This is a genomic window from Enterobacter cloacae complex sp. SHL009 (genome assembly GCF_049237205.1).
GTDB lineage: Bacteria > Pseudomonadota > Gammaproteobacteria > Enterobacterales > Enterobacteriaceae > Enterobacter > Enterobacter cloacae_M.
Genome location: NZ_JBMKIW010000007.1, coordinates 207,904 through 223,296, shown reverse-complemented (window position 1 = coordinate 223,296; position 15,393 = coordinate 207,904). Strand labels below are relative to the sequence as shown.

The window sequence follows — 15,393 nt, the reverse complement described above, 5'->3', positions numbered from 1 at the left end:
CTCACATTAGCACCGCTATAGATTTTCGCAAGAGCCGGGCGTTGAGTTTACAAATTAGTTTTACTTTATAAACCATCAAAATTGCGATGGCTCCAGGAACTTTGCGCATTAGCTCGCAATTTGGCGCGCGCGACGGCGGATTCCCTGCCCGCGGGAAGGGGAAAATGTTACACTTTGCGCCCACTGGATTGTTGTTCATGGAAACCTGCTAACCACATGTTTAAAATTAAAAAAGGACTTGATCTGCCGATTGCAGGCGTGCCAGCGCAGCACGTTTCGACAGGCGCAAGTGTCCGTCATGTCGCCATTTTGGGCGAAGACTACCTGGGTATGCGTCCTTCAATGCTGGTACAGGAGGGCGATCGCGTTATCAAAGGACAGGCGCTCTTTGAGGACAAAAAAAATCCCGGCGTGATGTTCACAGCCCCCGCGAGCGGCACCGTTGTGGCCATCAACCGTGGCGAGCGGCGCGTTCTGCAGTCGGTGGTTATCCGCATTGAGGGCGATGAAAAGCGTGAATTTGCCCATTACGACGCCGCAGAGCTCGCGTCGCTGAACCGTGACGCCGTTCAGGGTCAGCTCCTGGCGTCCGGTTTATGGACCGCGCTTCGTACGCGCCCCTTCAGCAAATCCCCTGTTCCGGGCACGGAGCCGGCCGCGATTTTCGTCACCGCCATCGACACCAACCCGCTCAGCGTGGACCCGGAACCGGTTATCCTGGCACAGCGAAAAGCTTTTGATGCAGGACTCACAATTCTAACCCGCCTCACGCCCGGAAAAGTGCACGTTTGCCAGGCCGGCGGCGGCATGCTTGGCGGCCATCCGCTGGGGCAGGTCACGTTTAATGAATTTTCTGGCCCGCATCCGGCGGGTCTGGTCGGGACGCACATCCATTTCCTTGAGCCAGTCAGCCTGACGAAACAGGTCTGGCACCTTAATTATCAGGACGTCATCGCCATCGGTAAGCTCTTTACTACGGGTGAACTCTGCGCTGAACGGATAATCGCCATCGGCGGACCGCAGGCTGCAAATCCGCGCCTGGTGAAGACGCTGCTGGGCGCTGACATCAACGAACTGCTGGTGGGGGAAACGAAAGAGGGCGAAAACCGCCTGATTTCCGGATCGGTCCTCAGCGGTCGCCATGCTGCCAATGCGCACGCGTACCTGGGACGTTTCCATTTGCAGGTCAGCATTGTGCAGGAAGGGCGGGAGAAAGAGCTGTTTGGCTGGGTTCTGCCAGGCGCAGAAAAATACTCCGTCACCCGAACCACGCTGGGCCACTTCCTGCGTAATAAGCTGTTTAACTTCTCAACCAGTACGCACGGTGGCGAGCGCGCCATGGTCCCGATTGGCAACTACGAGCGCGTCATGCCGCTGGATATTCTTCCCACCGTGCTGCTGCGCGATCTTCTGGCCGGCGATACCGACGGCGCGCAGGCGCTGGGCTGTCTGGAGCTGGACGAAGAAGATCTGGCGCTCTGTACCTATGTCTGTCCGGGCAAATACGAATATGGACCGGTATTGCGCGAGGTGTTAACCCGTATTGAGCAGGAAGGATAACCGATGGGCTTAAAACACCTCTTTGAAAAAATTGAGCCGCACTTTACCGAAGGGAAGCTCAAAAAGTACTACCCGTTATATGAAGCAACGACGACCATTTTCTACACGCCGGGCCTGGTGACGAAGGGGGCGGCGCACGTTCGCGATGCCATCGACCTGAAACGCATGATGATTTTGGTGTGGTTTGCCGTCTTCCCGGCGATGTTCTGGGGTATGTATAACGTCGGCCTGCAGACCATTCCGGCGCTTCACCACATGTACGATGCACAGCAGCTGGCGCAGGTGATCCAGTCCGACTGGCACTACCGTCTGGCCCAGTCGTTAGGGGTGAGCTTCGCCGCAGATGCGGGCTGGCTGAGCATGATGACGCTGGGCGCGGTGTTCTTCCTGCCGATTTACATCACGGTATTTATCGTGGGCGGCTTCTGGGAAGTGCTGTTTGCCATTATCCGTAAACATGAGATCAACGAAGGCTTCTTCGTTACCTCTATCCTGTTTGCCCTGATTGTTCCCCCGACGCTGCCGCTCTGGCAGGCGGCGCTGGGCATTAGCTTTGGCGTGGTGATAGCCAAAGAGATCTTCGGCGGCACCGGTCGGAACTTCCTCAACCCGGCGCTGGCGGGACGCGCGTTTCTGTTCTTTGCTTATCCGGCGCAAATCTCGGGCGACCTCGTGTGGACGGCGGCAGACGGTTTTTCCGGCGCGACGCCGCTTTCACAGTGGGCGGCACACGGCGGCGAAACGCTGGTTAACAACGCAACGGGTCAGCCAGTCACCTGGTTTGATGCCTTTATTGGCAATATTCCGGGCTCTATCGGAGAAGTCTCTACGCTGATGATTTTGCTTGGCGGCGCGATCATTCTTTTTGGTCGCGTGGCCTCCTGGCGGATCGTTGCGGGCGTGATGATCGGCATGGTGCTGACCGCCACCCTGTTCAACGTTATCGGTTCGACCACCAATCCGATGTTCTCCATGCCGTGGTACTGGCATCTGGTGCTGGGTGGCTTCGCGTTCGGCATGATGTTTATGGCCACCGACCCCGTCTCTGCCTCGTTTACAGATAAAGGTAAATGGAGCTATGGCGTGCTCATTGGCGCGATGTGCGTTCTGATCCGCGTGGTCAACCCGGCGTATCCGGAAGGGATGATGCTGGCCATTCTGTTTGCCAACCTGTTTGCGCCGCTCTTCGATTACCTGGTGGTGCGGGCCAACATTAAGCGGAGGAAGGCGCGTGGCTGAGGTTAAAAATAACGACAGCATCAGCAAAACGCTGCTGGTGGTGCTGGTGCTCTGTCTGGTCTGTTCTATTGTCGTGGCCGGTTCCGCCGTGGGGTTAAAACCCCTGCAGCAGGAGCAACGTGCGCTGGATAAACAGCGCAACATTCTTGCCGTTGCCGGGCTGATGCAGGAAGGAATGAGCGCAGATGACGTTTCGGCCGTCTTTGCTGAACGTATTTCGGCGCGTCTGGTGGATTTAAAAACGGGTGAACTGCTGGATAAAGACCCGGCAAAATTCAACCAGGCGCTGGCGCTTAAAGATCCGCAGATGAGCCTGACGCTGGAGGCATCGCAAGATCCCGCCGGGATTAAGCGTCGCAGCAACCTGGCCGAAATCTATCTGGTTCGCGACCCCCAAAAACGTATTCAGGAAGTGGTACTGCCTATTTACGGTAACGGTCTGTGGTCAATGATGTACGCGTTTGTGGCCCTTGATACCGATGGGCGCACCGTAAAAGGCATTACGTATTACGACCAGGGCGAAACGCCGGGGCTGGGTGGCGAAGTTGAGAACCCTAACTGGCGGGCACAGTTTGTCGGCAAGAAAGTGCTCGACGATAACGGTCTGCCTGCGCTGAAGGTGATGAAAGGGGCGGCACGTCCCGGTGACGACTACGCCGTTGACGGGCTTTCCGGCGCTACGCTCACATCAAAAGGCGTGCAGCACAGTTTTGATTTCTGGATGGGCGAGCTGGGCTTTGGTCCTTTCCTGAAAAACGTACGTGAAGGAGCGCTGAACAATGGCTGATACCGGTGAACTGAAAGAAGTTAAAAAGGTGCTCATTGGCCCACTGTTAGCCAATAACCCGATCACGCTCCAGGTGCTGGGCGTCTGTTCCGCTCTGGCGGTAACGACCAAGCTGGAAACGGCGGTGGTGATGACGCTGGCGGTCACACTGGTCACGGCATTCTCCAGCATGTTTATCTCGATGATCCGCCACCACATTCCCAACAGCGTGAGGATCATCGTACAGATGGCGATCATCGCCTCGCTGGTGATCGTGGTCGATCAGCTGCTGCGCGCCTTCGCCTATGAAACCTCAAAGCAGCTCTCGGTGTTTGTCGGGCTGATCATTACCAACTGTATCGTCATGGGGCGTGCGGAAGCCTACGCCATGAAAATGCCGCCGCTGGCGAGCTTTATGGACGGCATCGGCAACGGCCTTGGCTACGGCGTGATCCTCCTGACCGTTGGGTTCCTGCGCGAGCTGATTGGCAGCGGCAAGCTGTTTGGCATCACGGTGCTGGACACGGTGCAGAACGGCGGCTGGTATCTGCCAAACGGCCTGTTCCTGCTGGCTCCTAGCGCATTTTTCATTATCGGTTTGTTGATATGGCTGATTCGTACGCTGAAGCCAGAACAGCAGGAAAAGGAGTAACCGACAATGGCTCATTACCTGAGTTTGTTTGTGCGGGCGGTGTTTGTTGAAAACATGGCGCTCGCGTTTTTCCTCGGCATGTGTACGTTCCTTGCGGTTTCCAAAAAAGTGTCGACGGCATTTGGTCTCGGTATCGCGGTCACCGTGGTGCTCGGCTTATCTGTACCGATTAACAATCTGGTGTACAACTTTGTGCTGCGGGACGGCGCGCTGGTGGAAGGAGTTGATCTCAGCTTCCTGAACTTCATCACCTTTATCGGAGTGATCGCGGCGCTGGTGCAAATCCTCGAGATGATCCTCGATAAGTATTTCCCGTCGCTCTACAACGCGCTGGGGATCTTCCTGCCACTGATCGCGGTGAACTGCGCCATCTTTGGCGGCGTCTCGTTTATGGTGCAGCGTGATTACAACTTCAGCGAATCCGTAGTGTACGGTTTTGGTTCCGGCATCGGCTGGATGCTGGCGATTGTCACCATGGCGGGGATCCGCGAGAAAATGAAGTATGCCAACGTGCCTGCGGGTCTGCGTGGCTTGGGGATCACCTTTATCACCACCGGGCTGATGGCGCTGGGCTTTATGTCCTTCTCCGGTGTGCAGCTATAAGGGCAAACAGATGGAAATTATCCTTGGCGTGGTGATGTTCACGCTGATTGTACTGGTGCTGTCAGGGCTTATTCTGGCGGCGCGCGCGAAGCTGGTGAATTCCGGCGACGTGGTCATTGATATTAACGACGAGCCGCAGAATCAGATCCGCACGCCGGCGGGAGACAAGCTGCTCAACACGCTCTCCGGTAACGGCATTTTTGTCTCCTCAGCCTGCGGCGGCGGCGGTTCCTGCGGGCAGTGCCGCGTGACGGTAAAAGAGGGCGGTGGCGATATTCTGCCAACCGAGCTGGCGCATATCACAAAGCGTGAGGCAAAAGAGGGCTGTCGTCTGGCCTGCCAGGTCGCGGTGCGTCAGAACATGAAGATAGAGCTGCCGGAAGAGATCTTCGGCGTCAAAAAATGGGAGTGCGAGGTTATCTCTAATGATAACAAAGCCACCTTTATTAAAGAGCTGAAGCTGCGGGTGCCGGAAGGCGAGCATGTCCCGTTCCGCGCCGGAGGATACATTCAGATTGAGTGCCCGGAGCACGCTGTGGCCTATGCGGACTTTGACGTGCCGCATGAGTACCGCGCCGACTGGGACAAATTCAATCTCTTCCGCTTTGTATCTGAGGTGAAAGAGCCGACGCTGCGCGCCTACTCGATGGCCAACTACCCGGAAGAGAAGGGCATCATCATGCTCAACGTGCGTATCGCCACGCCGCCACCGAATGTGCCGGATGCACCGCCGGGCGTCATGTCGTCATACATCTGGTCCCTGAAGCCTGGCGATAAGGTGACGATCTCCGGCCCGTTCGGGGAGTTCTTCGCGAAAGATACCGACGCGGAAATGGTGTTTATCGGCGGCGGTGCCGGTATGGCCCCGATGCGCTCGCACATCTTTGACCAGCTCAAGCGGTTGGGTAGCCAGCGTAAGATCAGCTTCTGGTACGGAGCGCGCTCGCTGCGCGAGATGTTCTATGAAGATGAGTTTGAACAGCTGTCGCGTGAAAACCCGAACTTTACCTTCCACGTGGCGCTTTCCGATCCGCAGCCGGAAGATAACTGGACGGGCTATACGGGGTTCATCCACAACGTGCTGTATGAAAACTACCTCAAACAGCACCCGGCGCCTGAGGACTGCGAGTTCTATATGTGTGGTCCGCCGATGATGAACGCCGCCGTGATTAAGATGCTGAAAGATCTCGGTGTCGAAGATGAGAACATCTTGCTCGATGACTTTGGAGGCTGATGATGCTGACGTTTCTGGCAACCTTTGTGGTGTTTGTGCTTGTCATCTTCGGCATGTCGTTAGGCTGGATCGTTAAGCGGAAAAGCATTCAGGGCAGCTGCGGCGGTATTTCCTCTATTGGGATGGAAAAGGTTTGCGACTGCCCGGAACCGTGCGATGCGCGGAAGAAAAGGATGGCCCGCGAACAGCAGCGCATTATTTAATTTTTTTGTAGGCCGGGTAAGGCAAAGCCGCCACCCGGCGTTCTCACATCTGCTTCTCAACCCTCATTTGTTTACTGTATACTTATCCAGTGATGAGTGAGGGCTTACTATGCGCAAAATAATCCATGTCGATATGGACTGCTTTTTTGCCGCAGTGGAGATGCGTGACAACCCGGCGCTGCGGGATATTCCCATCGCCATTGGCGGCAGCCGCGTTCAGCGTGGTGTCATCAGCACCGCCAACTATCCTGCGCGCAAATTTGGCGTGCGCAGCGCGATGCCGACGGCGATGGCCTTAAAGCTTTGTCCTCATCTCACGCTTCTGCCCGGCCGTTTTGAAGCCTATAAAGAGGCTTCCCTCCATATTCGGGAAATCTTCTCCCGCTATACTTCTTTGATCGAGCCGCTGTCGCTGGACGAAGCCTATCTGGATGTGACCGACAGCTTGCACTGCCACGGCTCCGCCACGCTGATGGCGCAGGAGATCCGCCAGACGATTTTCAACGAGCTGAATCTGACGGCTTCGGCGGGCGTCGCGCCCGTGAAATTTCTCGCCAAAATTGCCTCCGATTTAAATAAGCCCAACGGTCAATACGTCATTACGCCTGACGAGGTGCCGGCGTTTTTGAAAACGCTGCCGCTTGGCAAAATACCTGGGGTAGGAAAAGTCTCCGCCGCAAAGCTGGAAAGCATGGGGCTACGGACCTGCGAAGATGTGCAGCGAAGCGATCTCGCCATGCTGCTCAAGCGCTTTGGAAAGTTTGGCCGCGTGCTGTGGGAGCGCAGCCAGGGGATTGACGATCGCGATGTGAACAGCGAACGGCTACGAAAATCCGTCGGCGTTGAGCGCACCCTCAGTGAAGATATTCATGACTGGTCCGAATGCGAAACCATTATCACGGAACAGCTTTACCCGGAGCTGGAACGACGCTTAAGCAAGGTGAAGCCGGACCTGCTGATTGCCCGTCAGGGTATCAAATTAAAATTCAACGACTTCCAGCAGACCACGCAGGAACACGTCTGGCCGCGTCTGAATAAGGACGATCTCATTGCGACGGCGAAAAAGGCATGGGAAGAGCGCCGGGGCGGGCGAGGGGTGAGGCTGGTGGGATTGCACGTCACGCTGCTGGATCCGCAGTTAGAGCGACAGCTGGTTTTGGGATTGTAAAAAAGCCCGGTGCGCTAAGCTTACCGGGCCTACGTTTTTCACCCTCTCCCTTTGGGAGAGGGCTGGGGTGAGGATATTACTTAACAGGGATCGCTTTCAGCAGCTCAGTCAGCAGCGTCCAGTAGTGACCAACGCTTTCGATATGAACCTGCTCATCCGGCGAGTGCGGGCCGGTAATGGTTGGCCCGATGGACACCATGTCCATGTCCGGATACGGTTTCTTGAACAGGCCACATTCCAGACCGGCGTGGATCACCTGAATGTTCGGCGTGCTGTTGAACAGACGCTGATAGGTTTCACGCACCAGCGCCATCACCGGAGAACTTGCATCCGGCTGCCAGCCCGGGTAGCTGCCTTTTGCAGACGTTTTCGCGCCCGCCAGCGTGCCCAGAGATTCCAGCATGCTCACCACATACTCTTTACCGCTGTCGATCAGAGAGCGGATCAGGCAGATGATTTCCGCGCTGTCGTTGCTCATGGTCACCACGCCCACGTTCAGTGAGGTTTCCACCACGCCTTTCGCCACGTCAGAGTTGCGGATCACGCCGTTTGGCGTCGCGTTCAGCAGCTGAACGAAGGTGTCACGAGACTGCGCGGTCAGCGCGGCTTTATCTGTAGATACAGATTCCAGCACTACGGTCAGGTTTTTCTCTTTCGCCGACAGTTCGTTTTTCAGAATATCCAGGTATACGCTGGAGAGTTTTTTCAGCTCGTCCGCTTTTGCCGCGGGAACCGCCACGGTGGCAAACGCTTCGCGCGGAATCGCGTTACGCAGGGTACCGCCGTTGAAGTCCACCAGACGCAAATCCAGCTCGGCCGCATGGCCTGCCAGGAAGCGCGCCAGCAGCTTGTTGGCGTTACCCAGCCCCAGGTGAATATCACCGCCGGAGTGGCCGCCCTTCAGCCCTTTCAGCGTCAGCTTGAAAGTCTGGAAGCCCGCAGGAATCGCTTCGCGCGACAGCGGCAGGGTAGAGATGAAATCAATCCCGCCCGCGCAGCCCATGTAGATCTCACCTTCTTCTTCAGAGTCGGTGTTGATCAGGATGTCCGCCTGCAGCCAGTTCGCCTGCAGACCGAACGCGCCGTCCATGCCCGCTTCTTCGGTCATGGTCAGCAGCACTTCCAGCGGACCGTGCTCAACGCTGTCGTCGGCCAGCACGGCCAGCGCAGAGGCCATACCGATGCCGTTATCCGCGCCCAGCGTGGTGCCGCGTGCTTTCACCCAGTCGCCGTCGATGTACGGTTGAATCGGGTCTTTGGTGAAGTCGTGAACGGTGTCGTTGTTCTTCTGTGGCACCATGTCCAGGTGCGCCTGCAGCACAACCGGTTTACGGTTTTCCATCCCTGCGGTAGCAGGTTTGCGGATCAGAATGTTGCCAACCTGGTCACGTTCAGCATGCAGACCTTTTTCCTTCGCCCAGCCCATAATGTGTTCGGCAAGCTGTTCTTCATGGTAGGAAGGGTGTGGAATGGAGCAGATTTTCGCAAAAATATCCCACAGCGGCTGCGGAGATAATTGAGACAGTTCAGACACGATAAGTCTCCTTGTCGAGGCGCTGCAAACAGGGTTGCAGGTCACAGGGTTAGCAGGTTAATAGTTACCACAAGTCAGGCTTGCGAGATGAAACTGAGAATACCACTTTCTCTGCTGGCTGGTAGCATAAAGCATGTAAAAACTCAGGCAGAGGGCGCTAAACACTGGTTTTTAGTGCGTCAGATCTCTATAATCTCGCGCAACCTATTTCCCCCTCGAACACTTTTTTAAGCCGTATAAAAACAGGCTGGGACACTTCACATGAGCGAAAAATACGTCGTCACCTGGGACATGTTGCAGATTCACGCACGCAAACTGGCTGCGCGTCTGATGCCTTCCGAACAGTGGAAAGGCATTATTGCCGTCAGCCGTGGCGGTCTGGTACCGGGGGCGCTGCTGGCACGTGAGCTGGGTATTCGTCATGTCGATACCGTTTGCATCTCCAGCTATGACCATGACAACCAGCGTGAGCTGACCGTGCTGAAACGTGCGGAAGGCGACGGCGAAGGTTTCATCGTTATTGATGACCTGGTAGATACCGGTGGTACTGCGGTTGCTATCCGCGAAATGTATCCGAAAGCACATTTCGTCACTATCTTCGCGAAGCCTGCTGGCCGCCCGCTGGTTGACGATTACGTGATTGATATCCCGCAGGACACCTGGATTGAACAGCCATGGGATATGGGCGTGGTCTTCGTACCGCCTATTTCAGGCCGTTAATACCAGTACGTAACTTTACACGCCCGGCTATGTCGGGCGTTGTTCTTTTTGGCCTGCCACGCGTTACAATAGTCTTCATATGACGTATTCATGGAGGCAACGCAATGACGCAGGCGAATCTCACCGAGACTCTCTTCAAACCCCGTTTCAAACACCCTGAAACGTCGACGCTGGTGCGTCGCTTTAATCCGGGTACCCAGCCTGCCGTCCAGTCCGCGTTAGACGGTAAAAACGTGCCTCACTGGTATCGCATGATTAACCGCCTGATGTGGATCTGGCGCGGTATTGACCCCCGTGAAATCCTTGACGTGCAGGCACGTATCGTGATGAGCGAATCTGAACGCACCGACAGCGAGCTTTACGATACGGTGGTGGGCTACCGTGGCGGAAACTGGATCTACGAGTGGTCTAAGCAGGCGATGCTCTGGCAGCAAAAAGCCAGCCAGGAAGAGGACGCCACGCGCAGCGGCAAGCACTGGCTGCATGCGGCCAATCTCTACGCCATCGCCGCGTATCCGCATCTAAAAGGCGATGAGCTGGCAGAGCAGGCCCAGGCGCTGGCGAACCGTGCTTATGAAGAGGCGGCGCAGCGTTTGCCGGGCCAAATGCGCGAGCTTGAGTTCAGCATTCCAGGTGGCGCACCCGTCACCGGGTTCCTGCATATGCCGGAAGGCGACGGCCCGTTCCCGACCGTCCTCATGTGCGGCGGGCTGGATTCGCTGCAAATTGATTATTACAGCCTGTATGAGCGCTACTTCGCACCAAAAGGGATCGCGATGCTGACGCTTGATATGCCTTCAATTGGTTTCTCATCCAAATGGAAACTGACGCAGGATTCCAGCCTGCTGCACCAGCATGCGCTCAAAGCGCTGGAAAACATTCCGTGGGTTGACCACACCCGCGTGGCGGCTTTCGGCTTCCGTTTCGGCGCGAACGTCGCGGTGCGTCTGGCTTACCTTGAATCTTCTCGTCTGAAAGCCGTCGCCTGCCTCGGCCCGGTCGTACACGCTCTGCTCAGCGATCCTGCACGCCAGGGGAGCGTACCTGAAATGTACCTTGATGTGCTGGCCAGCCGCCTTGGCATGCATGATGCATCAGACGAAGCGCTGCGGGTTGAGCTCAATCGCTACTCGTTAAAAACGCAGGGGCTGCTGGGACGTCGCTGCCCAACGCCGATGTTGTCAGGGTTCTGGAAAAACGATCCGTTCAGCCCGGAAGAAGAGTCGCGATTAATCACTTCGTCATCTGCGGATGGCAAATTGCTTGAGGTGCCGTTCAGCCCGGTCTATCAGAATTTCGACAAATCACTGAAAGAGATTACGCGCTGGATCGCTCAGAGATTGTGTTAATAGATTGCTAAATTTCGCTGGTTTGGTAAAACAGTGGCTTCACAAAAGGAGATCGCAATGACGTTACCGAGTGGACACCCGAAAAGTAGACTGATTAAGAAGTTTATGGCTCTCGGCCCGTATATTCGAGAAGAGCAGTGTGAAGAGAATCGCTTTTTTTTCGACTGCCTGGCTGTATGCGTCAACGTGAAGCCTGCACCCGAAAAACGTGAATTCTGGGGCTGGTGGATGGAAATGGAAGCAGAGGAAAAACGCTTTACGTATAGCTACCAGTTTGGCCTGTTTAATAAAGACGGCAACTGGCAGGCGACCACGATTAAAGATCAGGAAGTGATTGACCGCCTGGAATATACGCTAAAAGAGTTTCACGATAAGGCACGCGCGCTGCTGGCTACCCTGGATCTCAAGTTCGAACCCGCGGATGACTTTTCCAGCGAAGCGGTGAAGCTGACTGCCTGATGGTGTCACAGCGCCGGGTGGCGGCTTCGCCTTACCCGGCCTACAAATTCTCCCTCTCCCTGTGGGAGAGAGGCGGGGTGAGGGCACCAGACAGCATGAATCCCCGACAATAAAAAAACCGGCATCAAGCCGGTTTTTTTATTTCACATCATCAGAACTGGTAGGTCATACCCAGGGCAACGATGTCATCGCTGCTCACGCCCAGTTTATTTTTGTCGTCAATCTGGTTGATTTTATAATCAACAAACGCGGACATATTTTTGTTGAAGTAATAGGTCGCGCCAACGTCAATATATTTCACCAGATCTTCGTCGCCAATACCTTCAATATCTTTGCCTTTAGACTGGACATAGCCCAGGGACGGGCGCAGACCGAAGTCGAACTGATATTGTGCGACCACTTCAAAGTTCTGCGCTTTATTAGCAAACCCACCGGAAATTGGCGTCATATTGCGGGTTTCAGAATACATCGCAGCCAGATAAATATCGTTCGCATCATATTTCAGACCGGTTGCCCAGGCTTCTGCTTTCTGGCCCTGGCCACGTGCCAGCAGGTTCTGAGCGTTGGTGCGGTCAGAGTTGGTGTAGGCGCCGCTGACGGCGAAATCGCTGCCGCCGAAGTCATAGGTCAGAGAGGTACCAAAACCGTCGCCGTTCTGTTTCTTGGCGTCACGGTTTTCGTTTTTGCCCTGGTACTGCAGCGTCATGTCCAGACCGTCAACCGCGCCGAAGAAGTCGGTATTGCGGTAGGTCGCCAGGCCGGTAGCACGCTTGGTCATGAAGTTATCGGTCTGTGCGGAAGAGTCACCGCCGAATTCAGGGAACATATCGGTCCATGCTTCGACGTCATACAGGGCACCCAGGTTACGGCCGTAATCCAGTGAACCAAAGTTTTTCAGCTTAAGACCAGCAAACGCCAGACGCGTCTTCTGAGAGGAGTCGCTCTCAGCTTTGTTACCTGCAAATTCAGATTCCCAACGGCCATAGCCCGTCAGCTGATCGTTAATCTGCGTTTCGCCTTTAAAACCGAAACGAACGTAAGTCTGATCGCCATCTTTGGTGGCATCATCGCTGATGTAGTGCATGGCTTTCACTTTGCCGTACACGTCCAGCTTATTACCATTTTTATTATAAACTTCAGCTGCGTGAACGGATGCAGAAGCCACTACGCCCATAACCATTAATGCCAGAGTGCTCTTTTTCATTTTCGATCCTGTCTTATAAACGCGCTAAAAAATTCGCTGGACGATAAGCTCATGCCTAAGTCCCGTGAAAAAACAGGAAGGGTTTTATCGTTCTGGAATGAAACTTTTATGACAAACTAAGAATAATTTTAAAAAACTGTGATTTATTATTTCGGTAATAAAAGTGTCAAATTCCCCCGCTACGCTTCCTGATCCCGCGCAACAAAGTGTTTCGCGATGTGCTAAGGCAGTTGGCAACGGGGCTGACTCCTGCTAAAACGTTCGTTCGACATTACTTTCCCTTATCGTTGAACGGCAGAGAATCATGAGTGACAGCCAGACGCTGGTGGTAAAACTCGGTACCAGTGTTTTAACAGGCGGATCGCGCCGCCTAAATCGCGCCCACATTGTCGAGCTTGTACGTCAGTGCGCTCAGCTACATGCCGCAGGGCATCGTATTGTGATTGTGACCTCCGGGGCGATTGCCGCCGGGCGTGAACACTTGGGTTACCCCGAGCTCCCCGCGACGATCGCCTCCAAACAGCTGCTGGCCGCCGTGGGGCAAAGCCGACTCATTCAACTCTGGGAACAGCTGTTCTCTATCTATGGCATCCACGTCGGGCAGATGCTGCTGACGCGTGCGGATATGGAAGACAGAGAGCGCTTCCTGAACGCCCGCGATACCCTGCGCGCGCTGCTGGACAACAACATTGTTCCGGTCATTAACGAGAACGATGCCGTTGCTACCGCTGAAATAAAAGTGGGTGATAACGATAACCTCTCGGCGCTGGCCGCGATTCTGGCCGGTGCCGATAAATTACTGCTTCTGACCGATCAGCAGGGGCTGTTCACCGCCGACCCGCGCTCGAATCCGGAAGCCGAGCTGATTACCGACGTTCAAGGCATCGACGATGCGCTGCGCGCCATCGCCGGTGACAGCGTTTCAGGCCTCGGAACGGGCGGTATGGGGACCAAGCTGCAGGCCGCTGACGTCGCGTGCCGCGCCGGTATCGACACCATCATTGCAGCGGGCAGCCGCCCCGGCGTGATTGGCGACGTAATGGAAGGTATCTCCGTCGGCACCCGCTTCCACGCCCAGGAATCCCCGCTGGAAAACCGCAAGCGCTGGATATTTGGCGCGCCTCCTGCTGGCGAACTCGTCGTCGATGAAGGGGCAACCGCCGCGATTCTGGAACGAGGAAGTTCATTACTTCCTAAAGGAATTAAAAGCGTGACAGGCAACTTCTCTCGTGGTGAAGTGATCCGTATCCGTAACCTCGAAGGCCGCGACATCGCCCACGGCGTAAGCCGTTACAACAGCGATGCTCTGCGCCGCATCGCGGGTCACCACTCGCAGCAGATCGACGCCATTCTGGGCTATGAATATGGTCCGGTTGCCGTGCATCGCGATGACATGATTATTCGTTAAGGAGCCAGAACATGCTGGAACAAATGGGCGCTGCCGCGAAGGCTGCCTCTTATAAACTGGCGCTCCTTTCCAGCCGCGAGAAAAACCGCGTGCTGGAAAAAATCGCTGATTATCTGGAATCACAGTCCCAGGAGATTTTGCTCGCCAACGAGCAGGATTTACTGGAAGCGCGTCGTAACGGTTTGAGCGAAGCGATGCTCGACCGTCTGGCGCTGACGCCGGCACGCCTGAAAGGCATCGCCGACGATGTGCGTCAGGTCTGCAATCTGGCCGATCCGGTAGGGCAGGTGATCGACGGTGGGCTGCTCGACAGCGGTTTACGCCTGGAGCGCCGCCGCGTGCCGCTCGGCGTTATCGGCGTTATTTATGAAGCTCGTCCAAACGTGACGGTGGATGTTGCGTCCCTGTGCCTGAAAACCGGTAACGCCGCTATTCTGCGCGGTGGGAAAGAGACATGGCGCACCAACGCTGCGACGGTGAAAGTCATTCAGCAGGCGCTGGAAGAGTGTGGCTTACCTGCGGGTGCCGTGCAGGCAATTGAGAGCCCGGACCGCGCGCTGGTCAACGAAATGCTGCGCATGGATAAATACATCGACATGCTGATCCCACGAGGTGGCGCGGGCCTGCACAAGCTGTGCCGCGAGCAGTCGACGATTCCGGTGATCACCGGCGGTATTGGCGTGTGTCATATCGTGGTGGACGACAGTGCGGAGATTGCACCGGCGCTGAAGATTATAGTGAACGCGAAGACCCAGCGTCCAAGCACCTGTAACACCGTAGAAACGCTGCTGGTGCATCAGGATATTGCGAACACCTTCCTGCCGGCTCTGAGCAAACAGATGGCAGAGAGCGGCGTGACGCTGCACGCTGACGCCAGCACGCTCGCGCTGCTTCAGGATGGCCCGGCTAACGTTGTTCCCGTAAATGCGGAGCAGTACGACGATGAGTTTCTGTCCCTGGATCTGAACGTGAAAATCGTTGCCGATCTCGACGACGCCATTGCGCACATCCGTGAACACGGCACGCAGCATTCTGACGCGATCCTGACGCGCACCCTGCGCAATGCCGATCGCTTCGTGAACGAAGTGGATTCTTCAGCGGTATATGTGAATGCCTCCACCCGCTTCACCGACGGCGGCCAGTTCGGCCTCGGCGCAGAGGTGGCGGTCAGCACGCAGAAACTGCACGCGCGCGGCCCGATGGGGCTGGAAGCGCTGACCACGTACAAGTGGATCGGCTTCGGCGACGATACGATTCGTGCGTAAATAATCACGGGTGATGCAAAAATAGCCGT

At 55.8% G+C, this 15,393-nt stretch carries 15 protein-coding genes; 13 read left to right on the top strand and 2 right to left on the bottom strand.

The genetic code is table 11. The annotated features are described in order from the left end of the window. The first annotated feature begins 216 nt into the window (after positions 1-216). The 8 genes from ACOTZC_RS17100 to dinB all read left to right on the top strand — a co-directional run bounded on the left by ACOTZC_RS17100 (position 217) and on the right by dinB (position 7,425). Complete coding sequence (locus ACOTZC_RS17100; protein ID WP_421635889.1) at positions 217-1,560, top strand: Na(+)-translocating NADH-quinone reductase subunit A; 1,344 nt, start codon at positions 217-219, stop codon at positions 1,558-1,560. A 3-nt stretch (positions 1,561-1,563) separates the two neighbouring features. Further along, positions 1,564-2,799, top strand: a complete 1,236-nt coding sequence (locus ACOTZC_RS17095) for an NADH:ubiquinone reductase (Na(+)-transporting) subunit B (RefSeq protein ID WP_047653269.1) — start codon at positions 1,564-1,566, stop codon at positions 2,797-2,799. After that, complete coding sequence (locus tag ACOTZC_RS17090; protein WP_023310500.1) at positions 2,792-3,586, top strand: Na(+)-translocating NADH-quinone reductase subunit C; 795 nt, start codon at positions 2,792-2,794, stop codon at positions 3,584-3,586. The genes ACOTZC_RS17095 and ACOTZC_RS17090 overlap by 8 nt, the downstream gene beginning before the upstream one ends. Beyond that, complete coding sequence (locus ACOTZC_RS17085) at positions 3,579-4,217, top strand: NADH:ubiquinone reductase (Na(+)-transporting) subunit D (protein WP_014882676.1); 639 nt, start codon at positions 3,579-3,581, stop codon at positions 4,215-4,217. The genes ACOTZC_RS17090 and ACOTZC_RS17085 overlap by 8 nt, the downstream gene beginning before the upstream one ends. Before the next feature lie 6 nt (positions 4,218-4,223). After that, positions 4,224-4,820, top strand: a complete 597-nt coding sequence (gene nqrE / locus ACOTZC_RS17080) for an NADH:ubiquinone reductase (Na(+)-transporting) subunit E (protein ID WP_008500255.1) — start codon at positions 4,224-4,226, stop codon at positions 4,818-4,820. Positions 4,821-4,830: 10 nt separating this feature from the next. Then, positions 4,831-6,054, top strand: coding sequence for an NADH:ubiquinone reductase (Na(+)-transporting) subunit F (nqrF, locus tag ACOTZC_RS17075; protein ID WP_047174671.1), 1,224 nt, complete (start codon positions 4,831-4,833; stop codon positions 6,052-6,054). Next, entirely contained in the window at positions 6,054-6,257 is a 204-nt protein-coding gene (nqrM, locus tag ACOTZC_RS17070; RefSeq protein WP_023615899.1) for a (Na+)-NQR maturation NqrM, read from the top strand. Before nqrF ends, nqrM begins: the two co-directional genes overlap by 1 nt. Positions 6,258-6,366: 109 nt before the next feature. Then, positions 6,367-7,425: a DNA polymerase IV gene (gene dinB / locus ACOTZC_RS17065; protein ID WP_045400538.1), complete on the top strand. Its 1,059-nt coding sequence runs from the start codon at positions 6,367-6,369 to the stop codon at positions 7,423-7,425. Between the two features lie 76 nt (positions 7,426-7,501). Here dinB and pepD read toward each other — a convergent pair whose 3' ends face one another. Beyond that, positions 7,502-8,959 (bottom strand): cytosol nonspecific dipeptidase, encoded by a 1,458-nt coding sequence (pepD, locus tag ACOTZC_RS17060; protein WP_045400541.1) that lies wholly within the window; start codon positions 8,957-8,959, stop codon positions 7,502-7,504. A gap of 261 nt (positions 8,960-9,220) precedes the next feature. Here pepD and gpt point away from each other — a divergent pair, with 261 nt between their 5' ends. The 3 genes from gpt (at position 9,221) to crl (ending at position 11,487) form a co-directional block, all read left to right on the top strand. Further along, positions 9,221-9,679, top strand: coding sequence for a xanthine phosphoribosyltransferase (gene gpt / locus ACOTZC_RS17055; RefSeq protein ID WP_010427903.1), 459 nt, complete (start codon positions 9,221-9,223; stop codon positions 9,677-9,679). 104 nt (positions 9,680-9,783) lie between these two features. After that, positions 9,784-11,028 (top strand): esterase FrsA, encoded by a 1,245-nt coding sequence (gene frsA / locus ACOTZC_RS17050; protein WP_109846588.1) that lies wholly within the window; start codon positions 9,784-9,786, stop codon positions 11,026-11,028. Between the two features lie 57 nt (positions 11,029-11,085). Next, positions 11,086-11,487, top strand: a complete 402-nt coding sequence (gene crl, locus ACOTZC_RS17045; RefSeq protein ID WP_023310506.1) for a sigma factor-binding protein Crl — start codon at positions 11,086-11,088, stop codon at positions 11,485-11,487. Between the two features lie 151 nt (positions 11,488-11,638). Here the strand turns inward: crl and phoE are convergent, their stop codons facing one another. Continuing rightward, a complete protein-coding gene (phoE, locus tag ACOTZC_RS17040; RefSeq protein WP_045356222.1) occupies positions 11,639-12,691 on the bottom strand; it encodes a phosphoporin PhoE in 1,053 nt (350 codons plus the stop codon). 304 nt (positions 12,692-12,995) lie between these two features. Here phoE and proB point away from each other — a divergent pair, with 304 nt between their 5' ends. Both proB and proA read left to right on the top strand, forming a co-directional pair. Then, entirely contained in the window at positions 12,996-14,099 is a 1,104-nt protein-coding gene (gene proB, locus ACOTZC_RS17035; RefSeq protein ID WP_023310508.1) for a glutamate 5-kinase, read from the top strand. 11 nt (positions 14,100-14,110) lie between these two features. Beyond that, positions 14,111-15,364 carry a glutamate-5-semialdehyde dehydrogenase gene (proA, locus tag ACOTZC_RS17030; RefSeq protein WP_248161594.1) on the top strand — a complete coding sequence of 418 codons (1,254 nt, stop codon included), beginning with the start codon at positions 14,111-14,113 and terminating at the stop codon, positions 15,362-15,364. Positions 15,365-15,393 lie beyond the last annotated feature (29 nt).